Genomic DNA, 24,302 nt, shown 5'->3' with positions numbered 1-24,302 from the left:
GTCTTGTCCGACGATGATCTCCTGGCCCCCTGCAACCGCCGACGGTGCGCGGCGCGTCTATGCCGTCACTTCTTGCGTGGCTGGATGGGTTTTCGGGGCATTTGGGGAAGAGCAGGTACGAATGAGGGCATGTCGCACAGCATCGAACGCGGTGCCGTACGCGTACAACCCTGACGGGGGGCAGCGTGTCCAACTGGCGTGGCAGAGGTTCTCGACATCACAGTGGTGGGCCCGTTGCGAGGCGCTTCGGTGCGTCCGCTCCGGCGGCCCCGCGCACCCGGCGGTATGCCGGTGATTGCGCCCATGCCCGCTGCGCGACCCACCCGGCTGCCGTCGCAGCGCGAGGGCGCTGAGGAGACCGTGGCGGCAGGAACCACGGTCGACCATCTCACCGAGACCTATCGCGCCCACTACCGTTCGCTGCTGGGCCTGGCGGCCCTTCTGCTGGACGACACCGCGTCCTGCGAGGACGTGGTGCAGGAGGCGTTCATCCGGGTCCACTCGGCGCGCAACCGGGTGCGCGATCCGGAGAAGACCCTCGCGTACCTCCGCCAGACGGTGGTCAACCTCTCCCGCTCCGCGCTGCGTCGGCGCATTCTCGGGCTGAAGCTGCTCTCCAAGCCGATGCCCGACATGGCGAGCGCGGAGGAGGGGGCGTACGACCAGCTGGAGCGGGACGCGCTGATCAAGGCGATGAAGGGGCTGCAGCGCCGCCAGCGTGAGGTGCTGGTGCTGCGCTACTTCTCGGACATGACGGAAGCCCAGGTCGCCGAGACGCTGGGCATATCGCTCGGTTCGGTGAAGGCGTACGGCTCCCGGGGCATCGCGGCACTGCGCGTCGTGATGGAGGCGCAGACATGAGCGGGCCCGAGCACAGGCACGACGATGACCGGACTGGAAACGGAATTGTGAACCACGGGCCGGAAGACATGCCGAACACCGATCCGGAGCAGGACGGTGAACGGAAGCAGGGCGAGGACGCGCTCGACGGCGCGGAAGCGGCCTCAGCGACCGGCGCCACGGAGGAGGGCGCCGGCGGAGGGGCCGATGGCGGGGTCGGCGGAGGGGCCGGTGAGGGCTCCGGCAGTGGCTCCGGCGCCGGTGGCACGCTGACCGAACTCTTCGGCGGCGGGGGCGCCTCGAAGGGCCGTGGCCCCGCGGGGCGCGTCTCCGGTGGAGAATCCGGCGGCGGGTTCCCGGGTGGGGGCTTCCCCGGGGGCTTTCCCGGCGGCGGCTTCCCCGGCGGGGGTGACGGCGACGGCCTGGACGAGGCCGCGCTGCGCCGCATGCTGCACGGTGCGGTCGAGGACCTCGAACCCTCGGACGGCACCCTGGACCATCTGCACCGGGCCGTGCCCGCCAGGCGGGCCAGGCGGCGCCAGGGTGTGGTGGGCGCGGCGGCAGCCGCGCTGCTGATCGGTACGGCGGTCCCCGCCTTCGTCCACGTGGCCAACTCGGACGGCTCGGCCACCGCCAACCCCGCGATCGCGGGCCACGGCGAGCAGGCCCAGGGCGGCAGCGGCGAAGACGCGGGCGCCGAGGCCGACGGTGGCAGGACGTCGGGCCCCTCGGACGGCCGCGACACCGGCGGCAAGGGCACCGAGGGAAGCTCCGTGGCTCCCTCGGAGGGTTCGGACCCGGACGCCGGGGGCAGCGGGACGGACGCGGGCGGTGACGCCCAGGACTCCGCGGCGGCGACCACCGCGACCTGCGACCCCGGCCAGCTGAGGGTCGCCTCCGCCGAGACGGGGGCGGCGGGTGCGGACGGCACGGTCTACGGGACCTTCCGGATCTCCAACGCGTCCGGCGACCTCTGCTCGGTGACCAGCAACGGCACGGTCGGCTTCCAGGCCGCCGGCGCCGCGGACCCGCTGAAGATCTCGGTGGTCCAGCACACGGCGGGCGACCCCGCGAGCGCGTTGCCCGATCCGTCGCTCGAACCGGGGACCGTGCTGCTGAAGCCGTCGATGGCGTACGAGGTGCGCTTCGCCTGGGTGCCTTCGGACACCTGCCCGACCACCGGCGGTTCACCCAGCCCGACGCCCACGGACGGCGACGGGGGCGGCGGTGAGGGCACGGGCAGCGACACCGGAACGACGGACGCCGCACCGCAGTTCGGCAGCGCCGACGGCGGCACGGCGGACGGCAGCGTCGCGGTCACGCACACCCCGGAGGCGGGGGCGCCGACAGCGGAGACCACGATCTCCAACGCCTGTGCCGGAACCATCTACCGCACAGGCGTGCTGGACGCCTCGTAGCCGGTACGAGAATCGGTGCCCAGCCGCCCGAAGAGGGCTGCTCGGTGGCCTGTCGAAGAGCGCGAAGGGGCTCGTCCCCAGGAACTCCCACGTTCCTGGGGACGAGCCCCTTCTGTGTACGAGTGACCGCTTCCGGGCGCGGCGCCCCACCGAGCCGCAGGGGGACCGGGCGCCGCGGGGTCCCGGCGCGGCGGCGGGGAGGGCACGCGGCGGGGCTCCGAGCGCCCGGCCCGGTCCCGCCGTCGCCGGTCCGTCAGTCCGCGTCGGCCGCGAGCCCCAGCTGTACGTCGCGTGCGGCTTCCGCCTCGCGGCGCATCAGGCGGAACCACATGAAGAGCACGAAGCCGGCGAAGACGAACCACTCGCCGGTGTAGCCGAGGTTCTGGAAGGCCTTCAGGTCGAGCCCGCTGCCCTGTGCCGCCGCGGCGGGCACCGGCCGCATGCCGTCCTCGTCAGTGGCTCCGGCCTCCGCCCCGGGCAGGGTGACCCAGGCGTCGTAGATGTCGTACGGGACGAGGTTGACCAGGGAGGCGGCGCTGATCATGCCGAGCTGGCCGTCGGGGAGCCCGCCGCTGAGGTCGACGCCGGTGGTGCCGGTGTTCTCGGAGGCCTGCAGATCTCCGGTCACGGTGACCTCGCCGGCCGGAGCGGGGGGAACCTCGGCGTCCCCCGGGGTGCCGGGGAGCCAGCCCCGGACGACGGGCAGCGCCTTGCCGCTTTCGGTACGCAGCAGGTCCAGCACGTAGAAGCCGCTGCGGTCCTCCAGCTTGCGCCCGGGGACCAGGAACTGGTCCGCGTACGTCCCGGTCGCCACCGCCGGTCGGCCGGAGGTCTCCGTGCTCACCGGCAGCAGCTCGTCGAGCGGCTTCGCGGGGCGGGTGCCCGGATCGGGGCGGGCCTCTGCCTCCTCGTGCGTCTGCACGCGGTCCTCGAAGCGGCCGAGCTGCCAGGTGCCCATGAACACGCAGAACGGGATGGCCAGCACGACGAAGAGGTTGATCCCCCACCACCGCGGGGTCAGCAGGAACCGGTACACCCCTCCACGGTACGGTTCCCCGCTCCCGGCCCTGGGAGCGGGGTGCACCATTTATCCGCTCCTTATGCCGTCGGCGCCGTCTCCTCCCCGGCCGGACCGCCCTGTGCCGTCCCCAGGTGACGCAGCACGAAGTCCAGCTCCAGACGGACCTGTTTGATCCGCTCCTCCACGACGAGCGAGCCGTGCCCCGCGTCGTAGCGGTAGACCTCGTGGACGGCGCCGCGGGCCGCGAGGCGGTCCACGTAGTTCTCCACCTGGCGGATCGGGCAGCGCGGGTCGTTGACGCCGGCCGAGATGTAGACCGGGGCGCGCACGGCGTCCACGTACGTCAGGGGGGAGGAGGCCTCGAAGCGCTCGGGCACCTCCTCCGGTGTGCCTCCCAGCAGCGTGCGGTCCAGCGCCTTCAACGCCTCCATCTCGTCGTGGTAGGCCGTGACGTAGTCGGCGACCGGGACGGCCGCCAGCCCGAGCGCCCAGGCGTCCGGCTGTGTGCCGAGGCCGAGCAGGGTCAGATAGCCGCCCCACGAACCACCGGCCAGCACCAGGCGTTCCGGGTCGGCGAGCCCCGACTCCACCGCCCACTCCCGGACCGCCGCGACGTCCTCCAGCTCGATCAGCCCGACCCGGTGCTTGAGCGCGTCCGTCCAGGCGCGGCCGTAACCCGTCGAACCGCGGTAGTTGACCCGCACGACGGCGAAACCGTGGTCCACCCACGCGGCGGGACCCGAGGCGAAGGCGTCGCTGTCGTGCCAGGTGGGCCCACCGTGTATCTCGAAGACCGTGGGGAACGGACCCTCACCCGTGGCCGGTGTCTGCACCAGGGCGTGGATACGGCCGCCGGGGCCCTCCACCCACGCGTCCCGCACCGGCACCGACACGGGGGCCTTCGCGCCCGGCGGATCGAGGACGACCGCGCCGGACGTGGAGCGGACGGCCGGCGGCAGCGCCGCCGACGACCAGAGATACTCCACCGTGCCGTCGGGCCGGGCCGTGGCTCCCGAGACCGTCCCGGCCGGGGTGTCGACCCTGACCGGCTCCGCCGCACCCGGCTCGTACCGCCAGAGCTCGCTGCGGGCCTCGAAGCTGTGCTCGATGAGCAGCGCGGATCCGTCCGGATACCACTCGGCGCCAGCGTCTCCGGGCAGATCGACCGGCAGGTCCGTCTGCGTCCCCGCCACCGGGTCCCAGATCATCGGCTCCCACCGGCCGCGCCGCTGGTGCCCGACCAGCAGCCGGGTGTCTCCGGCCACCGGGGCGAAGCCCAGCACCGAGAGGCCCAGCTCCTTCGTGCCGCCCTCGGTGTCGTCCAGCTCGGCGACCGTCGAACCGTCGGGGCGCACCACCCGCAGCGCGGAGTGCATCGCGTCTCCGTGCTCCGTGTGCTCCAGGGCGATCAGGGCCCCGTCGTGCGAGAGATCTCCGACCCCGGCGGACTCCCGGTGCCGGTAGATCTCGACCGGCTCCGCCCCCGCGCGCACCAGGTGGACCGTCGTGCCGTCCTCGTCCGTCGACCGGCCGACCACCGCCGTGCCGTCCCGGCCGATCGCGAGCCCGGCCGGGTAGGAGGGATCGAGACCGGGGGTGGCCGGCTCGTCCGCACCGCCTTCGAACGGCTGCCGCATCCACACGCCGAACTCGTCGCCGTCGGTGTCGGAGAACCACCAGACCGCCTCGCCGTCCGGGGTGAGCACCCCGTCGGTCGTCCCGTTGGGCCGGTCCGTCACCTGGCGCTGCTTCCCGGTCCCGCGGTCCCACGCGTACAACTCGTACGTGCCGGTGGCGTTCGAGACGAAGAGCGCGCGGTCCGGAGCGTCCTCGGCCCAGTCCGGCAGGGAGACCCGGGCGGCGCGGAAACGCTGCTCCCACCGCGGCGGCTCCTGCTCCCGGTCGGGTACAAACGCGTCGTTCTGTGTGTCGCTCATGACCCCATCCAACCCGATGTGGCCACAGCGCCGGGCGGCCTGTGGATAACTGTTCGCACGGACCCCCAGCCTGTGGGTAACTTTCCCGCATGTACGCATCGACGCCCGACGACTGGCACGGGATCAACCGCGCACGCTGGGACGAGCGCGTGCCCATCCACGCGGCCGGCGACTTCTACGGTCTGGACGCCTTCCTGGCCGGCCAGGACGCCCTGCGCGATTTCGAGCTCGCCGAGGTCGGCGACGTCACCGGCCGCACGCTGCTGCACCTGCAGTGCCACATCGGCGTCGACACCCTCTCCTGGGCCCGCCACGGCGCCGCACACGTCGTGGGCCTCGACTTCTCCGAGCCGGCCGTCGAGACGGCCCGCGGGCTGGCCGCGTCGCTGGGGCTGGGGCCGGATCGGGCGGCGTTCGTCGCTGCCGATGTGTACGACGCGGCCCAGGCCGTGCCGGATTCCGCGTACGACATCGTCTACACCGGGCTCGGAGCTCTGAACTGGCTTCCGGACATAGGCCGTTGGGCGGAGACCGTGGCCTCGCTGGTGGCCCCCGGAGGATTCCTCTACCTCGCGGAGTTCCATCCGCTGACCGACTGCTTCGACGACGAGACCGGCTCGACGGTCACCTACGACTACTTCAGCCGCGACGCCTGGGTGGAGGAGTCGCCGGGCACCTACGCCGACCTGGACGCCGTGACCGTCCACAACCGCAGCGTCGAATGGCAGCATCCGGTGGGAGAGGTGGTCTCGGCGCTCGCGGCGGCCGGGCTGCGGATCGAGTTCCTGCACGAGCACGACGCCTCGCTCTTCCCGCGCTACCCGGCGCTGGAGCGGCACAAGGACGGGTACTACCGCTTCCCGGCGGACCGTCCACGCATCCCGATGATGTATTCGGTCAAGGCATCGCGGCCGGTCGGCGGCTGATCGGGCCGAGACCCCGGCCGATTGTCAGTGGCAGCGGTCACACTCGGGCGTATGACGGAGACGAGCGGCAGGGACGGTACGACATGGGGAGCCGCCGAGGTGCGGGCGGCGGTGCGGAGCTACTGGGCAGCCGCCAACGCCCGTGACTGGGGCGCCTTCGCCGCGACGCTCGCCGACGACGTGGTGTACGACCTGCCGCAGACCCGCGAGCGCATCCTCGGCAAGGAGAGGTACACACGGTTCAACCAGGAGTACCCCGGGGACTGGCAGGTCCGGATCGAGCGGATCGTCGCCGACGCGGAGGGCCGGCAGGCCGCAGCCAGGACCCTGGTCACCGTCGGGCCGGAGGAGCTGGACGCCATCCACTTCTTCACGTTCGACGAGCGAGGCCGGATCGCCGGGGTGACCGACTTCTGGCCGGAGACCTACGAGCCCCCGGCCGGCCGGGAGCACCTCACCGAGCGGTATTGAGCCCCATGAGGGCGACAGGCAGCAGGGACCCCAGGGCCGGCCGGAGCCCCGAGGCGCCCGTGAGCCCGCCGCGCGGGACGCGGCGGGCTCACGCACTGCTCTACGCGCGTTACACCGCAGAGCGGAAGGCGGGCAGATATCCGCCCGACTGACCCGCGGCCTTGGGGTGGTACGAGTTGGAGACCGGGATGGACACGCTGTGGATCCAGGCGTCGCCCGAGCAGAGCTCATGACCGGTGAACTCGTCCACCACGCTGGAGTAGGTGAACCCGGCGTTCGCGGCCCGCTTGGCGAGCACCCCGTTCAGCACGTCCGACGCGTTGTTGATCGCCCCCCGCTCGGTCTCCGTGAGTCCGGCGATGCACGTACCCGCCAGCTTGTAGAAGCGCGGGTAGCCCAGCACCACCACATCGGCCTGCGGGGCACGTGAGTTGATGCCCGCGTAGAGGGAGTCGAGGCGGCCCGGCAGCGTGTTCTGGATCTGCGAGATCGCCGTGTTCACCCGGCTCACGCACGTGGCCTCGCTCTGCAGGACGCAGGTCTGCATGACATCCGCGAAGCCGACGTCATTGCCGCCCGCCGTGACGCTGACGAGCGTGGTCGACGAACTGAGCGCGCTCAGCTGGCCGCTGGACACGGTCGACGTCGTCGCGCCCGAACAGGCGACGAACTTGAACGACGCCGGCGCGTTCGCGTTGCTCCAGAGGTACGGGTAGGCGTTGGTGCTGCGCTTGCAGTCACCGCTCTCGGAGGTGTAGCTCCCGGCGCCCACTCCGGAGGAGTAGGAGTCACCGAGAGCGACGTAGTTGGCGCCCGCGGCGGATGCCGGCTGCGCGAGGCCGATCGCGGCCACGGCGGCGATCGCCAGGGTGCAGATGGATGCCCGGAACGTTCGTACTGACACGGCTGCCAGCCCTTCGAAATGTGGGGGACGAGTGGGGAGTTCGTGGGGCGAGCACGTTTGTAGCAGCTTCCGGTACTCGGCGGTAATGGCCCCGGGGAAAGTCGTCTGATATGCCCGAAGGATCGTTCGGTAGACGATGCTCCGCGCGTAGATAAACCTTCAATGGGCCCTCAGAATGGTGAAGTTACGGAGCTCTCCGACACCCTCCGTGACGTCTCCGGGCCACCTTGGGCGGGTGCCGGCTGTTCGAATCGGCAGCCGTTTCCCCGTCTTCACAACCGCCGCCGCACGGCACGAGAACGCCCGCGCCCTCGGCCGTGCCTGCGCGTGACCGCACCGCGCCCGCCCGCGCCCGCACAGGCGGCTGCCCCCGCCCGCACGCGATCGCGCCGCCCCCGCGTGCCGTCCACCCACGGATCCCCCCGCACACGACTGCGGCCGCCAGGAGCCCTGGCGGCCGCAGTCGTACGCGGAAGCGTGTCCGTCTAGAGCGTGCGCTCCAGACGGTCCGCCATCAGCCTGCTGAACCGCGACGGATCGCTCAGCTCGCCGCCGTCGGAGAGAAGGGCCAGACCGTGGACCAGCTCCGCGGTCTCGGCCAGCTCGGTGGTGTCCTTCTGCTCGCCGCTCCCGGCGGCGTGCGCCTTCTTCAGGCCGCTGATGAGCGCGTGCGAGGGGTTGAGTTCGAGGATGCGCTTGATGTGCGGCACCTCCTGCCCCATCGCGCGGTACATGTTCTCCAGCGCCGGGGTGACATCGTGCGTGTCGGAGACGATGCAGGCCGGCGAGACGGTCAGCCGCGAGGAGAGCCGTACCTCCTTCACGTGCTCACCGAGCTGCTCGGTCATCCAGGTCAGCAGACCGGCGTAGTCCTGCTGCTGCTTCTCGCGCTCGGCCTCGACCTCCTTCTTCTCCTCGTCGGTGTCGAGGTCGACCTCGCCCTTGGCGATCGACTGCAGCTGCTTGCCGTCGAACTCCGGCACCGACTGGACCCAGACCTCGTCGACCGGGTCGGTCAGCAGGAGGACCTCGAAGCCCTTGGCCCGGAAGGCCTCCATGTGGGGCGAGCTCTCCATGGCGGCCCGCGACTCGCCCGTCATGAAGTAGATCTGCTCCTGGCCCTCCTTCATCCGCTCCACGTACGAGCGAAGGGTGGTCAGTCCCTCCTCGTCCTGCGTCGAAGCGAACGAGGAGATCTCCAGGATCGCGTCGCGGTTCTCGAAGTCCTGGAGCAGCCCCTCCTTCAGGACCCGGCCGAATTCCTTCCAGAACGTCCCGTACTTCTCGGCGTCGGCGGACCTCATGTCCTTCACCGTCGAGAGGACCTTCTTGACCAGGCGGCGCCGCATCATCTCGATCTGGCGGTCCTGCTGAAGGATCTCGCGCGACACGTTGAGCGACAGATCCTGGGCGTCGACGACACCCTTCACGAAGCGCAGATACGTCGGCATGAGCGCTTCGCAGTCATCCATGATGAATACGCGCTTCACATAGAGCTGGACCCCGCGCTTGTGGTCCTGCATGAAAAGATCCTGCGGCGCGTGGGACGGCAGGAAGAGCAGAGCCTGGTATTCGAAGGTGCCTTCCGCCTGCATGCGGATGGTTTCGAGCGGATCGGTCCAGTCGTGGCTGATGTGCTTGTAGAGCTCGCTGTACTCCTCGTCGGTCACCGAGTCCTTCGACCGGGCCCACAGCGCCTTCATCGAGTTGACCGTCTCGGTCCCGGGCTCGGCGCCCTCCTCGCCGGATGCCGCCGCCATGCGGATGGGCCAGGTGATGAAGTCCGAGTAGCGCTTGACGATTTCCCTGAGCTTCCACGGCGAGGTGTAGTCGAAGAGCTTGTCCTCGGTGTCCTCGGGCTTGAGCCGCAGCGTGACCGATGTGCCCTGCGGGGCGTCGTCGACGGTCTCGACGGTGTACGTGCCCTCGCCGCCGGACTGCCAGCGCGTGCCCGTGTCCTCGCCCGCGCGGCGGGTCAGCAGGGTGACCTCGTCGGCGACCATGAAGCTCGAATAGAAACCGACGCCGAACTGCCCGATGAGCTCCTCGGAAGCCGCGGAGTCCTTGGCCTCCTTCAATTCCTGGACGAACTTCGCCGTACCGGAATTCGCGATCGTACCGATCAGCTGCACGACCTCGTCGTGATTCATTCCGATGCCGTTGTCGCGCACGGTCAGCGTGCGCTTCTCCTGGTCGGCCTCGATCGAGATGTGGAGGTCGGACGCATCCGCCTGGAGCTGGTCGTCGCGGAGAGTTTCCAGTCGCAGCTTGTCCAGCGCGTCCGAAGAGTTGGAAATGAGCTCCCGCAGGAATACATCCTTGTTCGAGTAGATCGAATGGATCATCATCTGCAGGAGCTGACGCGCTTCTACCTGGAACTCGAATGTCTCGGCCGGCATAGGTGCGGATTCCCTTTCCTGGGTAAGTCGTCTGAGCCGAGACATATCGTAACCAGGCGCCGCGCCGCCCATGTGCCGTTCCGGACGGGGCCGTTGGCAGGTGGCCGCCCGGGGATCACGTCGTGCCGGGGCGCCTCCGGGGCGCGCAGGGCCCGGAGCCGGGCAGACTGGTGCGCATGGGCGAGACGCGAGCGGACGCAGGACGTACGGGCGACCCGGGGGCACCGGTGATCACGGGCCGGGAGCCGGGCAGCTTCGCCCGGGGCGTCCTGGCCGAGCGCCACCCCGCGCTGATCAAGCAGGTGCGCGAGGCGTTCCCGTACGGTCCCCGGCAGCAGGAGGCGCTGGACGCCCTGCTCCACGAGATCATCCACGGCGTCGTCGAACCGCTCACCCGTGCGAGCCCGGACCGCGAGCTCTGGCTCGCGGGCGGACGGGAGCACTTCGGGCGCCCGTGGTTCGACGCCCCGTTCCTCTGGTCCGAGAGCTACTTCTACCGCCGGCTCCTCGGTGCCGTCGGTTACTTCGACGAGGGGGCCTGGCAGGGCGTCGACCCCTTCGCCCCCTTCAAGCGGGCCGAACTCCGGGGCGCCACGGTGGAGCAGGAACTCCGCGCCCTGGACGACCTCGCCGGCGTACCCGCCCGTGAGCGTGCGACGGCTCTGCTGCTGGCCTCGCTCTGGGGCAACCGGGCCGATCTGGGCTTTCGCGGGCCGGAGGGCGGGACGGTCCCCGGTGAGGCCGATCCCCGGCTGGTCGCCGACGACAGCGCGGCGCTGTGGTCGCTCCTGGCGCCCGGGGCGCGGGCGACCGTCGCCGTCATCGCGGACAACACCGGCCGCGAGCTGATCCCCGACCTGGTCCTCGCCGACCACCTGCTGGAGCACGGCCACGCCGAGCGGATCGTGCTGTACGTCAAACCCACCCCCTACTACGTCTCCGACGCGATGACGGCCGATGTCGTCGACTGCCTGCGTCGGCTGTGCGAGGCCCCCGGCGAGGCGGGCCGGATCGGCGGGCGGATCTGGGAAGGCATGGGCGCGGGCCGCTTCGAGGTGCGTACCCATGCCTTCTTCTGCGCGCCGTTCCCGTACGAGCGGATGCCCGACGACCTGCGGTCCGAGCTGGCCGCCGCGACGCTGACGATCCTGAAGGGCGATCTCAACTACCGCCGTCTGGTGGGGGACCGGCTCTGGCCGGCGACGACGGCGTTCGACGCCCTCACGGCGTACTTCCCGGGATCCGTGGCCGCGCTGCGCACGCTGAAGTCGGACGTGGCCGTCGGCCTGGGCCCGGGGACCCTGGAACGGCTGGAGGGATCGGGCCGCGCGTGGCGTACCAGCGGTACGCACGCACTCATCCAGGTGCGCACCGGCCGACCCGCCTGATTCCGGGTGCCCACGAGGCGCGACGGGGCGGCGGCGGTGCGCGTTCCACCCGGGCCGGGTGGAGTCAGTGCGCCCGTGCCACGCCGTGCCGGGTGAGGAGGTCGTGCCAGCCCTGCTCCAGGTGCTCGATGGGCATCCCGCGTCCGCACGTCAGGTGGTGCACGAGGGTGGCGTCGATCGAACCGAGCAGGGTGTGCGCGACGAGCTCCCGCTCGCCCTCCGCGTGGGCCTCGCGCAGCAGCATGCCGACATGGCTCAGCCGCAGCCGGTACGCGGGCACGGCGTAGGTGCGCATCGGGTCGGTGCGGGAGGCCAGGATCAGCTCGTGGTGGTCGAGCTCGTGGCGCATCACCGCGGGCCCGAAGGCGTGCAGCCGTTCCGCGGCGGGGGCGCCGGGGCCCATCGGCCGCGGTCCGGAGAGGAAGGCGGCCTGGAGCATCGCCTCGCGGTGGTCCAGGAGCGCGATGAGCAGACCGGTGCGGTCCTTGAAGCGCCGGAAGACGGTGCCCTTGCCGACCCCGGCCGCGGCGGCCACCGATTCCATCGTGAGGTCCGCCGCTCCGCAGTGGGCGAGGAGGCGGGAGGCCGCGTCCAGCAGGAGCGTCCGGTTGCGTGCCGCGTCCGCCCGAAGCTGCTCGGGTTCGCCGACGCCGGCGAGCGTCAGGTTCGTCCGCGCCTCACCGGGGCCGGGCGGCCTGGGGGGCGGGGTAGGGGAAGCGGTCATGGCTTCAGAGTAGCGCCGTGAGACGGTAAGTGGACCGCGGTCCGTTTAGGTGGTACAACTTTAAACGGACTATGGTCCACTTACTTCTGCAGTCTCCGTCTCCCGGGAGCTCCCTCATGTCTGTACGCATCCTCGCCCTCGTCGGCAGCCTTCGCGCCGGTTCCCACAACCGCCAGCTCGCCGAGGCCGCCGTCAAGCACGCGCCCGAGGGCGTCGACGTCGACCTGTTCGAGGGCCTGGCCGAGATCCCCTTCTACAACGAGGACATCGACGTCGAGGGCAGCGTTCCGGCCGCCGCCGCCGCGCTGCGTGAGGCGGCCGGCCAGGCTGACGCCTTCCTGCTGTTCTCGCCCGAGTACAACGGCACCATGCCGGCCGTCCTCAAGAACGCCATCGACTGGCTGTCCCGCCCGTACGGCGCCGGCGCCCTCACCGGCAAGCCGGTCGCCGCGGTCGGCACGGCCTTCGGCCAGTTCGGTGGCGTGTGGGCGCAGGACGAGGTCCGCAAGGCCGCCGGCATCGCCGGTGGAGCGGTCCTGGAGGACGCCAAGCTCTCCATCCCCGGCTCCGTGACCCGCTTCGCCGAGACCCACCCGGCGGACGACGACGAGGTCGTCGCCTCCCTGACCGAGGTCCTGCGCCAGGTCCGCGAGGGTGCTGTCGCGGCTGCTGCCTGACGCACCCCCTGACGGCGGCGCGCCGAGGATGCCGCGCCGCCGCGTGTGTGGCACCCGGCATCGTGTGGGCCCGGTCCGTTCCCCCAGTTCATGGGGAACGGACCGGGCCCACACGCGTTTCCGCATGCCCGGCCCGCCCTCCCCGTCGCACTCACAGCAATATGGCCAACAGAATCGTTGACAATTCTGTTGGCCTAGATTTAGGTTCGACAGGCACTCACTCAGGGGGCGACGATGCCGAAGCAAGCCGGTCCGACCAGCGGCGAGCAGGCGAAACAGCTGGCTCTGGCACAACTGCGGCAGGCGATTCTGCGCGGGGAGATGGCACCGGCCCAGCGGCTGGTGGAGAACGAACTCGCCGAGCAGTTCGGTGTGACACGGGCCAGCGTCAGGGCGGCGCTGATCGAGCTGGAGTCGGAAGGACTGGTCGAACGGATCCGTAACCGCGGATCGCGGGTGCGCCTGGTGAGCATCGACGAAGCCGTCGCGATCACCGAGTGCCGCATGGCCCTGGAAGGGCTCTGCGCCGCCAAGGCGGCCGTCGCGGCCAGCGACGAGCAGCTGGACCGACTCACCGTGGTCGGCGAGGCGATGACCAAGGCCGTCGCCGACGGCGAGCCCCTGCTCTACTCCGACCTGAACCATGAACTGCACGCCCTGGTGCGCGAGTTCTCGGGGCAGCAGACGGCCGTATCGCTCCTGGAGCGGCTCAACGGCCAGCTGGTGCGCCACAGGTTCCAGCTCGCGCTGAGGCCCGGACGCCCCCAGCAGTCCCTGAGTGAACACCTGGCCATGATCGAGACGATCAGGGCCAGGGAGCCGCAGGCGGCCGAGGCGGCCGTCCGCTCCCACCTTGCGAGCGTGATCGAAGCGCTGCGCGCCTGAGGCGCGGCGCCCGGTCGACGCATGCGCGCACGACGCGTCGCGCCGGTGGGGTCAGCCCTGTCCAGCAAGGAGAGTTCAGCCATGACAACCGAGACGGCGCGGAGCGCGGGGGAGCCGGCATGAGCGGCGTCATCGTCACCGGCCCGCCGAGGGCGGACGCGCGCGACATCGAGGCCCTCGCCGGATACGGCGTGGCCACCGTGAGCGAGGCGATGGGGCGCAAGGGCCTCGTCGGCCCCGAACTGCGGCCCATCCAGCAGGGCGTACGGATCGCGGGCAGCGCGGTCACCGTGCTCAGCTGGCCGGGCGACAACCTGATGATCCACGCGGCGGTGGAGCAGTGCGGCGAGGGTGACGTCCTCGTCGTCACCACCACGTCCCCCTCCACCGACGGGATGTTCGGCGAGCTGTTCGCCACCGCGCTCCAGCGGCGCGGAGTGCGCGGTCTCGTGATCGAAGCGGGCATCCGCGACACCCAGGAGCTGCGGGAGATGGGCTTCGCCGCCTGGGCGAAGGCGGTCTCCGCGCAGGGCACCGTGAAGGCCACCGGCGGGTCCGTCAACATCCCGGTCGTGGTCGGGGGACAGTCCGTGCGCCCCGGTGACGTCATCCTCGCCGACGACGACGGAGTGGTGGTCGTGCCCCGCGAGCGGGTGCGCGAGACCGCCGAGGCGTCCGGGGCCCGGGAGGCCAAGGAGGCCGCGGCGCGCGCCGAGTTCCAGGCGGGGGGGCTCGGCCTCGACCGCTACGGACTGCGCGGGAAGCTCGCCGATCTGGGCGTGCGCTACGCGTCGTACGAGGAGTACGCCGGGGAGGCCGGCGCATGACCGGGGAGCCGTCCGAGGTCCGCTGCCTCCTGATGCGCGGCGGCACGTCCAAGGGCGCCTACTTCCTGGCCGGCGACCTGCCGGCCGACCCTGCGGCCCGCGACGGTCTGCTGCTGCGGATCATGGGCAGCCCCGACCCGCGCCAGATCGACGGTCTGGGCGGCGCGCACCCGCTCACCAGCAAGGTCGCCGTCGTCTCCGTCTCGGACCATCCGGACGCCGATGTGGACTACCTCTTCCTCCAGGTCGCCGTCGAAGCACCGGATGTGTCGGACCGTCAGAACTGCGGCAACCTCCTCGCCGGTGTCGGCCCCTTCGCGGTGGAACGCGGTCTGGTCGCCGCCGAGGACGGGCACACCTCCGTACGCATCCGCATGGTCAACACCGACGACCTGGCCACCGCGGCCTTCCCCACCCCGGGCGGGCGCGTCGACTACACGGGGACGGCGCGGATCTCGGGGGTGCCCGGGACCGCCGCGCCGGTGCTGATCGAGTTCGCCCGGGGCGCGAACCCCCTGCTGCCCACGGGAAACGCCCGTGACGTCATCGCCGGTACGCCCGTGACCTGCGTCGACAACGGAATGCCGACGGTGCTCATCGAGGCGAAGGCCCTGGGCATCACGGGTTACGAGACGCCTCGGGAGCTGGAGGAGAACTCGGCCCTGCGTGACCGCGTCGAGAGGATCCGCCTCGAAGCGGGCCCCCTCATGGGCCTCGGCGACGTACGCGACACGACCGTGCCCAAGCTCAGCCTGCTGGCTCCGCCCGCCGAGGACGGCGCCGTGACGACCCGCACCTTCATCCCGCACCGCTGCCACACGTCCATCGGCGTACTCGGCGCCGCCGGTGTCGCGGCCGGGCTGCGGATCGCGGGCAGCGTCGCGCAGGGCATCGCCCGGCTCCCACCGGACGGCGACCGGCTGCGCATCGAGCACCCCACCGGCTTCCTGGACATCGAGGCCGCCGTGGGGACCGGTGCCGACGGCATTCCCACCGCCGAGCGGACCGCGGTGGTCCGTACCGCACGAAAGATCTTCGACGGCACCGTCTTCCCCCGGTCCGTGCGCACAGCCCCGTAGGGCCTCCCGTACGGAATCCGGCCGATCCGCACGGGGACGCCACGAGGCTTCCCGTCCGGACCGGGCCCGATCCACGGAAGACCCTGATCCGAACCCTCCTCCCAAGGAGCCGCAGATGACTCCCCCTCTCGGTGACATCGCCCATGTCGGCCACGCCGAACTGCTCACCCCGGACCTCGACGCCAGCGTCCGGTTCTTCACCGACTACCTCGGCCTGACCGTCAACGGGCAGGAAGGCGACTCCGTCTACCTGCGCACCTTCGACGACTACGAGCACCACAGCCTGGTGCTGACCGCCGCCGAGAAGCCCGGCCTGCGCCGCACCGCGCTGCGGACCTCCAGCGAGGAGGCCCTCGGGCGCAGGGTCGCGGAACTCGAAGCCGCGGGGCACGCGGGGCGCTGGGCGGAGGACGAGCCCGGCATCGGCAGGCTCTACCTCACGGCCGACCCGGACGGCCACGAGATCGCCCTGTACTGGGAGACCGAGTACTACCAGGCACCCCCGGAGCTCAGGCCCGCGCTGAAGAACCAGCCGCAGGCCAAGCCCAACCGGGGAGTCGGGGTGCGCCGCCTGGACCACATCAACTTCCTCGCCGCCGATGTCGCCGCCAACGCCGACTTCCACGAGCAGGTCCTCGGCGCCAGGCCCACCGAGCAGATCCAGCTGGACACCGGCGCCATCGGTGCCAAGTGGCTGACGTTCAACAACAAGTCGTACGACGTCGTCTACACCTCGGACTGGACCGGCTCCACGGGGCGGCTGCACCACATCGCCTTCGCCACCGACACCCGCGAGGACATCCTGCGGGCCGCCGATCTCGCCATCGACAGCGGCGTGTTCATCGAGACGGGCCCGCACAAGCACGCCATCCAGCAGACGTTCTTCCTGTACGTCTACGAGCCCGGCGGCAACCGCATCGAGCTCTGCAACCCCCTCACCCGCCTCGTACTCGCCCCCGACTGGCCGCTGGTCACCTGGACCGAGGCAGAGCGCGCCAAGGGGCAGGCCTGGGGCCTCCGGACGATCGAGTCCTTCCACACGCACGGCACTCCGCCGCTGGACTGAGGCGGGCGCCACGCGGACGGCGCGGCGGACGAGGGGCGGGTGGCACACGCATCAGGTGCCACCCGCCCAGACGCGTCCGTACCGAGGCTGTGCATCCGCTGTGTCCACGGGGTCCGGGCCTGGAACGGGCGCAGCCAGATTGTTTCTTAGATTGTTGACAAAAGCGTTGACGTTAAATGCCGGGGTCCTTAACGTCATCGGCACCCTCGGGTCCGCCGCTGTCGAGCCGCACCGACCCACTCCTGCCGAAGCTCCTTCAGGGACAGAGCTGTCCCGGACGAGAGGAAAACCCCGATGTCCTCCCCATCCCCCGCAACCGGTGCCCGCAGCAACCGGCTCGCCCTGCTGGCCGTCGGCCTGTGCTGGCTGGTCGTCCTCTTCGACGGCCTCGACATGTTCATCTACGGCTCCGTCCTGCCGCACATGCTGGAGTCGAAGGCTCTCGGCATCGACCCGGGCAAGGCGGGCGACATCGGCTCGTACGCCACCTTCGGGATGCTGATCGGTGCCCTCTCCTCCGGCACCGTCAGCGACTGGGCCGGCCGCAAGAAGACGATCGTCGTCTCCACCGCCGTCTTCTCGCTGGCCTCCGCGATCTGCGCCATGGCAGGCAGCCTCGAAGTGTTCGGCCTCGGCCGCTTCCTGGCGGGCCTCGGCCTCGGCGGCCTCCTGCCGAGCGCGATCACCCTGGTCAGCGAGTACGCCCCGCGCGGCCGCGGCGCGCTGATCGTCGGCTCCCTCATGACGGCGCACCAGGCCGGCGGCATCGTGGCCGGCTTCGTGGCGCTGTGGACCGGCGACTGGCGCGTGTCCTTCTGGATCTGCGTGATCCCGCTCTTCATCGGCGTCCCGCTGGCCGTCAGGTACCTGCCCGAGTCGCTGACCTTCCTCCAGGCCAAGGGGCGCACCGAGGAGGCCGCGGCGCTCGCCGCCCGCTACGGCGTCGCGGCACCCGAATCCACTCTCCCCGAGCAGCGCCCGGCCGCCACCGAACGCTGGAGCGCGCTCGCCGCCCTCTTCCGCGGCGGCCTGTGGGTGCAGACCCTCTTCTTCTGGCTCGCCTCCTTCGGTGGACTCCTGCTGGTCTACGGCGTCTCCCAGTGGCTGCCCTCGATGATGCGCGCCGCGGGCTACGACCTCGGTTCCTCGCTCGGCTTCGTGATCGTCATCAACCTCGGCGGCATCGTCGGCATGCTCATCGGCGGCAGGCTCACCGACCGGTTCGGCGGCTCGCGCATCGGCGCGATCTGGTTCGGCGCCACCGCCATCGGCGTCTACCTGCTCAGCGTCCACATGCCGCTGGCCCTGACCTACGCCGTCGTCTTCCTGACCGGCCTGTTCCTCTTCAGCGCCCAGGCGATGATCTACGCTACGGTCGCCGCCCGCTCCGACGACGACAACCGCGCCACGGCGGTCGGCTGGACCTCGGGCATGGGCCGCTTCGGCGCGGTCTTCGGCCCCTGGCTCGGCGGCCAGCTCCTCGCCACCGGCTCGACGACCACGGGCTTCACGGTCTTCGCGTCCGCGGGCGTCTTCTCGCTGATCTTCATAGCCCTGACCGGGCTGCCGTCCCTGAAGGGCGCGGCGGACAGGAACGCCACCCGCCCTGTCTCCGCAGCCGGCTGACGATGTCCTTACGGCTCCGGGCGACGGCGGCACAGGGCGGGTACCGAACTCGGCACCCGCCCTGTGCCGTTCGCCCCTCCCGGTGTCAGCCCGGGTGCCGGACGGCGGCGGTCGGCCGGTCGGCGGCGAGGTCTGCGGGGAGCAGTGGGCGCAGGGCCCCCACCGCGGCCCCGACGCAGGTGTCGCGCAGCTCGGTGCGGGTGCAGGTCTCACGGGTGAGCCAGTCCACGCACAGCACCTGCACGAACACCAGCCATGCCTTCAACGCCGCGGATGCGGCGTCGCGCAGGCGCTCGTCGGCGAGCGGGAGCACACCGAGCAGGCGTGAGCGCAGGGCGTCGAGTTCATCCGTCATGATCGTCTGGATGACCGGGTCCCCCGCGAGTACCCGGTTCGCGGCCAGGACGGCGTGACGGTTCGCGATGAAGTAGTCGAGGTGGGCGTCCAGGCCCTGGGCCAGCTGTTCGTCGAGCGTGGCTTCCGGATCGAACAGGGTCGCCGCCAACAGCCGGTCGGCCGCCTCCTGGTACACGGCCGCGAAGAGCGCGCGCTTGCCGGGGAAGTGCTGGTAGAGCAGGGCGCGGGACACCCCGGCCTCCTTGGCCACGTCCTCCATCAGCACGTCCTCGTACGGAGCGGCGGCGAAGAGCCGTGCGCCGACGACGAGCAGACGGGCGCGGCGGTCGGCGGGGGTCAGACGTCGGCGGGGCGGCACACGTGCAGCTTACTTGACATGTGTCTACCAGTGGCGCCTACGCTGGCCCTTACTGGACGCATGTCAACTAAAGACCAGGGGGAGTCATGAGCAGAGCGCTGCGGGTGTTCGCTCGGGTGACGGGTGTCGCGTGCGTGGCGATCGGCCTGTTCCATGTGATCGGCGGCAATGCCGCGATCCCCGGCGAGGCCGACGCGGGCGCGACCCTCGACAGCCTGGGCCGTTTCTTCGGCGCGATCTTCGCCGGGTACGGGCTGGTCTGGCTGTGGGCAGCCCGGCAGGATCCCGTCCCCGCGCGCGTGGTGCGATGGCTCGCCGCGGTGTTCCTGCTGGGTGGCGTGGGGCGGCTGCTGTCCCTGGCCGTGCACGGGTGGCCGCACTCGTTCCAGGTGGGACTGGCCGTGATCGAGCTGGTCCTCCCGCCGGTCTGGTTCTGGCTGGCGGATGCCGACGAGCGCGCTTCCCGGGAGCGGGGCCAAGGCGTCGGGGTGGTCGCCCACTGACGTCCGACGGATCGATGGGAGCGGCGGGTTCCCCGCTCCGCGTCCGAGCCCTGAAGCGGTCGAGGCCTCACCGGCCCGCTCCCCGGGGTCCTCGCGCAACGGGTCAGGGCCGGTTCCCTGTGAAGGAAAACCGGCCCTGACCTGGTGTTTCAGCTGTCGGGGTGGCGGGATTTGAACCCACGACCTCTTCGTCCCGAACGAAGCGCGCTGCCAAGCTGCGCTACACCCCGATGTCCACCGATTGTCCCGGCGACATCGATTACTTTAGCCCACCGGCGCCCGGAGGCGAAATCCGGTTTGTGGGCGCGGGCGGGGGCCTCAGTCCCGGGGGGTCAGCGTCAGCAGCGTCGCCTCGGGCGGGCAGGCGAAGCGGACCGGGGTGTAGCGGTTCGTGCCGCAGCCCGCCGAGACGTGGAGGTAGGAGCGCTGGTCGCCGACGGTGTGGCCGGAGAGGCCCTTCACCCGGTCCGTGTCCAGGTCGCAGTTGGTGACGAGGGCGCCGTAGAAGGGGATGCACAGCTGGCCGCCGTGGGTGTGGCCCGCCAGGATCAGCGGGTAGCCGTCCGCCGTGAAGGCGTCCAGAGAGCGCAGGTACGGGGCGTGGACCACGCCGATCGAGAGGTCCGCGCCCGTCTCGGGGCCGCCCGCGACCTCGGCGTAACGGTCGCGCTTGATGTGCGGGTCGTCCAGGCCGGTGAAGGCGATCTCCAGCCCGTCCGCCTTGATCCGGCCCCGGGTGTTGGAGAGGTTCTGCCAGCCGGCCAGGTCGAAGGCGTCCCGCATCGGCTCCCACGGGTTGTGGACGACGTCGACCGCCGGCGCGTTCCCGTTGAGCCCGTGCTTGCCCTGGGCCTTCTCCAGGAGGTAGCGCACAGGGTTGCGGAGCTTCGGACCGTAGTAGTCGTTGGAGCCGAAGACATAGACCCCGGGGAACTCCATCAGCGGGCCGAGCGCGTCGAGCAGTTCCGGCACGGCTTCGGGGTCGGAGAGGTTGTCGCCGGTGTTCACGACGAAGTCCGGCCGCAGGCCCGCGAGCGACTGGAGCCAGGCGCGCTTCTTGCGCTGGCCGCTCACCATGTGGATGTCGGAGACCTGGAGTACGCGCAACGGGCGTGCTCCGTGCGGGAGTACGGGGATCGCGATCCGGCGGAGGCGGAACGAGCGTGCCTCGAACCCGGCCGCGTACACGAGGCCGGCGGCACCGACCGCTGCGCCGACTGCCGTGACTTTCAGGGGTACTCCGTAGCGTGCGCGCATGTGCCCATCGTCGCAGACACAGGGCGGCCGGACGAAAACAGGCGGGCGGCGAGTGCTCCGTACCTGTCACAATCGCCGCATGACCACGCTCAAGTCCAAGCTCAAGGAAGACCTCACCACGGCCATGAAGGCGCGTGACGAGCTCACCTCGTCCACCCTCCGGCTCACCCTCACCGCGATCACGAAGGAAGAGGTCAGCGGCAAGACGTCGCGCGAGCTCTCCGACGACGAGGTGCAGAAGGTGATCGCCAAGGAGGCGAAGAAGCGCCGCGAGGCGGCCGAGGCCTTCGCGCAGGGTGGCCGGACCGAGCAGGCCGAGCGGGAGAAGGCGGAGGGCGAACTGCTCGACGCGTACCTCCCCAAGCAGCTCTCCGACGACGAGCTGAACGCGATCGTCGCGCAGGCGGTCGAGGAGGCGAAGGCCTCCGGCGCCGAGGGGCCGCGGGCCATGGGCGCCGTCATGAAGATCGTCAGCCCGAAGGTGGCGGGGCTGGCCGAGGGCGGCCGGGTGGCCGCCACGGTGAAGAAGCTGCTCGCGGGCTGAGGCACCGGCCCGCACACATGAAGGAGGGGCGCCCCGGCCGGGGCGCCCCTCCTTCACACCTCATGACGTGTCGCGGGGCCGTCAGGGACCGTTGCCGCCGCCGCGCGCCCCGCCGTCGTTCCCGCCGATGATGCCGGGCGGCAGGGTGATCCCGCCGATGGGGTCGGCGCCGGGCTTGTCGCTGTCGCCCTCGTCACCGGCGTCCTCGCCGCGGCCCTCGTCGCGCCCCTTGTCCTTCTCCTTCTCCTTGGCGCGCGGCACCGCGATCGGGTTGAAGGACGGGGTCTCCGAAGCGTTCAGTGCTCCGGTCATCGCGGTCTTCCAGATGGGACCGGGCAGGCAGCCACCGCAGACCTTGTCGTAGTACTGGCCACCGATGTTGATGTTGTACATCTTGGTGGTCTTCTCGCCGATGTCGTCGCCGACCCAGACAGCGGTGGAGAGGTTCGGGGTGTAGCCGACGAACCAGGCGTCGAGACGGTCGTTCGTCGTACCCGTCTTGCCGGCGTTGTCGCGGTCGGTGAGACCGGCCAGGGTTCCTGTGCCGTCCTCGACGACGCCCTTGAGCATCTGGCTGATCGTGTCCGCCGTCGACTCGCTCATGGCGCGGGAGCACTCGGTCTTCGGCACGCCGAGCTTCTTGCCGTTGGCGTCCGTGATCGACTCTATGGCGATGGGCGAGCAGTAGGTGCCCCGGTTGGCGAACGTGGCGTACGCGGAGGCCATGGAGAGCGGGGTGCTCACCTCACCGCCGAGGGTGATCGAGGCGTTCTCCTCGATCTCCTTGCCGTCACCTCGCTCGTAGCCGACCTTCTTCGCCATCTCGACCGTCTCGCAGAGCCCGGTCTTCTGCTCCAGCTTGGCGAAGTAGGTGTTGATGGACTTGCCGAGCGCGCTGGTCATGTCCCAGCTGCCCTTCTCGGACTCCAACTCGTTCTGCAGGTCCCAGTTGGAGCTGCCGGTCGGAGATCCCGCACAGGTGCGGAAGGAGTTCAGGGGAAGCGAGATCTTCCAGTCGGTGGCGTAGCTCTGGGCCGGGCTGATGCCCTTCTCCAGGGCGGCGGCGGCGGTGATCGGCTTGAAGGTCGAGCCGACCTGGAAGCCGTAGGTGCTGCCGCCCATCTTGTTGCTGACGGCGAGGTTGATCACCGTCTCGTGCTTCTTCAGGTCCAGTCCGTACGGCCTGGACTGGCCCATCGACAGGATCTTGCCGGTGCCGGGCTCGACCTGGACGACCGAGGCGGCGACTTTGTCGTCCTTGTAGACCTTCGAGGTCGCGGCCTCGTCGGCGGCCTGCTGGGCGCGCGGCGAGAGCGTCGTCCTGATGGTCAGACCGCCGAGGTTCCAGAGCTTGGAACGCTCCTCGTCGGTCTTCCCGAAGGCCGGGTCGGTCAGGATGGTCTTGCGTACGTAGTCGCAGAAGAACCCCGCGCCGCTGACGGCCGTGATGCAGCCGTTCTTCGGCTTGCTGACCTTCAGCTTGAGGGGCGAGGCGATGGCCTTGTCGGCCTCGTCCTGCGAGATGCTGCCGACGGCCGCCATACGCTGGAGGACGGTGTTGCGGCGCTTGGTCGCCTCTTCCGCGTCGTTGACCGGGTCGTAGCGGGTCGGCGACTGGACGAGGCCGGCCAGCATCGCGGCCTCCTCGACCTTCAGGTCCTTGGCGTGCTTGGAGAAGTAGCGCTGCGAGGCCGCTTCGATGCCGTAGGCCTGCTGCCCGAAGAACGTGATGTTGAGGTAGTTCTCCAGGATCTTCTTCTTGCCGAGCTCCTCCTCGACCTGGATCGCGTACTTCAGCTCACGGACCTTGCGGCCCAGCGTCTGCTGAGTGGCCTCGGCGACCTTGTCGGGGTCGTCGCCCGCCTCCTCGACGAAGACGTTCTTCACGTACTGCTGGGTGAGGGTGGACGCACCCTGTGCGGCGCCGCCCTCCTGCACGTTGCGGTTCATCGCGCGCAGGATGCCCTTGAGGTCCACCGCGCCGTGCTCGTAGAAGCGCGAGTCCTCGATCGCGATGATCGCGTCCTGCATGTACGGGGAGATGTCCTTGAGCGGGACGACGGTGCGGTCACGCGAGTACACCGTGGCGATCGCGCCGCCCTCGCTGTCCAGGATCGTGGTCCGCTGGCTCAGCGGTGGGGTCTTGAGGTTGGAAGGGATCTCGTCGAACCCCTCGACCGTCCCCTTGGCCGCGAGCCCCAGCGCGCCGGCGGCCGGCAGTGCGATGCCTGCCAGAACAGCTCCGGAGAGCGCGGCGACACCGAGGAACTTGGCGGCCTGCTGGGTCGTCGTCAGACCCCCGCCTGAGCGCTTCTTTGGCATGGGGGCAGCCTACGTTCTCATTCGCCGGACACGCGTATAGGCCTTGGCCTAAGCTGCTCTCAACTGTCACAGCAGTCCGATTTTGTAGCAACCCCCATGCACGGTCTCAACGGAATTCAGCCAGGCGCCGAGGCGTTCCCGAATTCGCCTCATGTGTCGCTTAATGTCCGTTACGACTTGAGCATCCTGTCCCGATTCTCTCGGGATAGTCGCGCATGTCCTCTCGTCACTCCCCTGGGTGATCTCCCGCGCACGCATAGTCCGTTCGGGCCATTCAAGATTGGGCCCGAAGGGGGTGTTGTGCTGTCGCCACCTTCCGTAACGTCCTCAACTGGCAGCGGTGAATATGCCGCTTCCGCCGTGGGGGAGCCTCGATTCGGGAGAGGACGGCGCCGGGATGGGCTGGGTAACCGACTGGAGTGCGCAGGCAGCCTGCCGCACTACCGATCCGGATGAACTGTTCGTACAAGGGGCAGCGCAGAACAGGGCCAAGGCGGTGTGCACCGGATGCCCGGTGCGGACCGAGTGTCTGGCCGATGCGCTGGACAATCGCGTCGAGTTCGGCGTGTGGGGCGGAATGACGGAGCGGGAGCGTCGTGCACTGCTGCGCCGCCGGCCGACCGTCACGTCCTGGCGCCGCCTGCTGGAGACCGCGCGCAGTGAGTACGAGCGGTCCACGGGCATGCTGCCCGCAGCAGTGGGCCTGGACGACGATCTGCATGACGACGCACTGCACGAGACGTACGCCGCCGTGGGGTGAGACCAGGGGTGTG

Annotated in this window: 22 protein-coding genes and 1 tRNA gene; 14 read left to right on the top strand and 9 right to left on the bottom strand. The window is 70.5% G+C overall.

What is annotated here, in order from left to right:
* Positions 1-285 precede the first annotated feature (285 nt).
* Positions 286-861: a SigE family RNA polymerase sigma factor gene (locus tag AMK10_RS25750; RefSeq protein ID WP_073750340.1), complete on the top strand. Its 576-nt coding sequence runs from the start codon at positions 286-288 to the stop codon at positions 859-861.
* Positions 858-2,258, top strand: a complete 1,401-nt coding sequence (locus AMK10_RS25745; protein WP_073750339.1) for a hypothetical protein — start codon at positions 858-860, stop codon at positions 2,256-2,258. The genes AMK10_RS25750 and AMK10_RS25745 overlap by 4 nt, the downstream gene beginning before the upstream one ends.
* A 253-nt stretch (positions 2,259-2,511) precedes the next feature.
* On the opposite strand, the gene AMK10_RS25740 is transcribed toward AMK10_RS25745, so the two are convergent.
* Positions 2,512-3,294: an SURF1 family protein gene (locus tag AMK10_RS25740; RefSeq protein WP_073750338.1), complete on the bottom strand. Its 783-nt coding sequence runs from the start codon at positions 3,292-3,294 to the stop codon at positions 2,512-2,514.
* Between the two features lie 62 nt (positions 3,295-3,356).
* A complete protein-coding gene (locus tag AMK10_RS25735; protein WP_073750337.1) occupies positions 3,357-5,216 on the bottom strand; it encodes a S9 family peptidase in 1,860 nt (619 codons plus the stop codon).
* 89 nt (positions 5,217-5,305) lie between these two features.
* Between AMK10_RS25735 and AMK10_RS25730 the strand changes: the two genes are divergently transcribed.
* Both AMK10_RS25730 and AMK10_RS25725 read left to right on the top strand, forming a co-directional pair.
* Positions 5,306-6,142: a class I SAM-dependent methyltransferase gene (locus AMK10_RS25730; protein WP_073750336.1), complete on the top strand. Its 837-nt coding sequence runs from the start codon at positions 5,306-5,308 to the stop codon at positions 6,140-6,142.
* Between the two features lie 51 nt (positions 6,143-6,193).
* The gene (locus tag AMK10_RS25725) at positions 6,194-6,613 is read left to right on the top strand and encodes a nuclear transport factor 2 family protein (RefSeq protein WP_198959789.1); all 420 of its coding nucleotides are present in this window, start codon (positions 6,194-6,196) and stop codon (positions 6,611-6,613) included.
* Positions 6,614-6,722: 109 nt separating this feature from the next.
* On the opposite strand, the gene AMK10_RS25720 is transcribed toward AMK10_RS25725, so the two are convergent.
* Positions 6,723-7,517: an SGNH/GDSL hydrolase family protein gene (locus AMK10_RS25720; protein WP_073750335.1), complete on the bottom strand. Its 795-nt coding sequence runs from the start codon at positions 7,515-7,517 to the stop codon at positions 6,723-6,725.
* A 485-nt stretch (positions 7,518-8,002) separates the two neighbouring features.
* Positions 8,003-9,916, bottom strand: a complete 1,914-nt coding sequence (htpG, locus tag AMK10_RS25715; protein ID WP_073750334.1) for a molecular chaperone HtpG — start codon at positions 9,914-9,916, stop codon at positions 8,003-8,005.
* Positions 9,917-10,092: 176 nt separating this feature from the next.
* Between htpG and AMK10_RS25710 the strand changes: the two genes are divergently transcribed.
* Complete coding sequence (locus AMK10_RS25710; RefSeq protein ID WP_073750333.1) at positions 10,093-11,304, top strand: damage-control phosphatase ARMT1 family protein; 1,212 nt, start codon at positions 10,093-10,095, stop codon at positions 11,302-11,304.
* A 64-nt stretch (positions 11,305-11,368) separates the two neighbouring features.
* Here AMK10_RS25710 and AMK10_RS25705 read toward each other — a convergent pair whose 3' ends face one another.
* Entirely contained in the window at positions 11,369-12,028 is a 660-nt protein-coding gene (locus tag AMK10_RS25705; protein ID WP_073750332.1) for a TetR/AcrR family transcriptional regulator, read from the bottom strand.
* Between the two features lie 116 nt (positions 12,029-12,144).
* On the opposite strand from AMK10_RS25705, the gene AMK10_RS25700 reads away from it, so the two are divergent.
* The 6 genes from AMK10_RS25700 (at position 12,145) to AMK10_RS25675 (ending at position 18,188) form a co-directional block, all read left to right on the top strand.
* Positions 12,145-12,705 (top strand): NAD(P)H-dependent oxidoreductase, encoded by a 561-nt coding sequence (locus tag AMK10_RS25700; protein WP_073750331.1) that lies wholly within the window; start codon positions 12,145-12,147, stop codon positions 12,703-12,705.
* A 234-nt stretch (positions 12,706-12,939) separates the two neighbouring features.
* Positions 12,940-13,590, top strand: a complete 651-nt coding sequence (locus AMK10_RS25695) for a GntR family transcriptional regulator (RefSeq protein ID WP_073750330.1) — start codon at positions 12,940-12,942, stop codon at positions 13,588-13,590.
* Positions 13,591-13,709: 119 nt separating this feature from the next.
* The gene (locus AMK10_RS25690) at positions 13,710-14,417 is read left to right on the top strand and encodes a 4-carboxy-4-hydroxy-2-oxoadipate aldolase/oxaloacetate decarboxylase (RefSeq protein WP_073750329.1); all 708 of its coding nucleotides are present in this window, start codon (positions 13,710-13,712) and stop codon (positions 14,415-14,417) included.
* The gene (locus tag AMK10_RS25685; RefSeq protein WP_073750328.1) at positions 14,414-15,496 is read left to right on the top strand and encodes a 4-oxalomesaconate tautomerase; all 1,083 of its coding nucleotides are present in this window, start codon (positions 14,414-14,416) and stop codon (positions 15,494-15,496) included. Before AMK10_RS25690 ends, AMK10_RS25685 begins: the two co-directional genes overlap by 4 nt.
* 115 nt (positions 15,497-15,611) lie before the next feature.
* On the top strand, positions 15,612-16,562 hold the full coding sequence (locus AMK10_RS25680) for a catechol 2,3-dioxygenase (protein ID WP_073750327.1): 951 nt from the start codon (positions 15,612-15,614) through the stop codon (positions 16,560-16,562).
* Between the two features lie 294 nt (positions 16,563-16,856).
* Positions 16,857-18,188 (top strand): MFS transporter, encoded by a 1,332-nt coding sequence (locus AMK10_RS25675; RefSeq protein WP_073750326.1) that lies wholly within the window; start codon positions 16,857-16,859, stop codon positions 18,186-18,188.
* An 85-nt stretch (positions 18,189-18,273) separates the two neighbouring features.
* Here the strand turns inward: AMK10_RS25675 and AMK10_RS25670 are convergent, their stop codons facing one another.
* Positions 18,274-18,903 carry a TetR/AcrR family transcriptional regulator gene (locus AMK10_RS25670; RefSeq protein WP_073750325.1) on the bottom strand — a complete coding sequence of 210 codons (630 nt, stop codon included), beginning with the start codon at positions 18,901-18,903 and terminating at the stop codon, positions 18,274-18,276.
* A gap of 86 nt (positions 18,904-18,989) precedes the next feature.
* On the opposite strand from AMK10_RS25670, the gene AMK10_RS25665 reads away from it, so the two are divergent.
* The gene (locus tag AMK10_RS25665) at positions 18,990-19,406 is read left to right on the top strand and encodes a DUF4345 domain-containing protein (protein ID WP_073750324.1); all 417 of its coding nucleotides are present in this window, start codon (positions 18,990-18,992) and stop codon (positions 19,404-19,406) included.
* Positions 19,407-19,562: 156 nt separating this feature from the next.
* On the opposite strand, the gene AMK10_RS25660 is transcribed toward AMK10_RS25665, so the two are convergent.
* Both AMK10_RS25660 and AMK10_RS25655 read right to left on the bottom strand, forming a co-directional pair.
* Positions 19,563-19,636 (bottom strand) — tRNA-Pro (locus tag AMK10_RS25660).
* Between the two features lie 88 nt (positions 19,637-19,724).
* The gene (locus AMK10_RS25655) at positions 19,725-20,663 is read right to left on the bottom strand and encodes a metallophosphoesterase (protein WP_073750323.1); all 939 of its coding nucleotides are present in this window, start codon (positions 20,661-20,663) and stop codon (positions 19,725-19,727) included.
* A gap of 79 nt (positions 20,664-20,742) precedes the next feature.
* Between AMK10_RS25655 and AMK10_RS25650 the strand changes: the two genes are divergently transcribed.
* A complete protein-coding gene (locus AMK10_RS25650) occupies positions 20,743-21,207 on the top strand; it encodes a GatB/YqeY domain-containing protein (RefSeq protein WP_073750322.1) in 465 nt (154 codons plus the stop codon).
* An 81-nt stretch (positions 21,208-21,288) separates the two neighbouring features.
* Here AMK10_RS25650 and AMK10_RS25645 read toward each other — a convergent pair whose 3' ends face one another.
* The gene (locus AMK10_RS25645; protein ID WP_073750321.1) at positions 21,289-23,529 is read right to left on the bottom strand and encodes a transglycosylase domain-containing protein; all 2,241 of its coding nucleotides are present in this window, start codon (positions 23,527-23,529) and stop codon (positions 21,289-21,291) included.
* Positions 23,530-23,926: 397 nt separating this feature from the next.
* Here AMK10_RS25645 and AMK10_RS25635 point away from each other — a divergent pair, with 397 nt between their 5' ends.
* Positions 23,927-24,289, top strand: coding sequence for a WhiB family transcriptional regulator (locus AMK10_RS25635; RefSeq protein WP_198959805.1), 363 nt, complete (start codon positions 23,927-23,929; stop codon positions 24,287-24,289).
* The last annotated feature ends 13 nt before the right edge of the window (positions 24,290-24,302 follow it).

It is taken from the genome of Streptomyces sp. CB02058 (genome assembly GCF_001905505.1).
In the GTDB taxonomy this organism is placed as follows: Bacteria; Actinomycetota; Actinomycetes; order Streptomycetales; family Streptomycetaceae; genus Streptomyces.
Note: the sequence above shows the minus strand (reverse complement) of the source record. Positions and strands in the feature narration are given on the sequence as shown.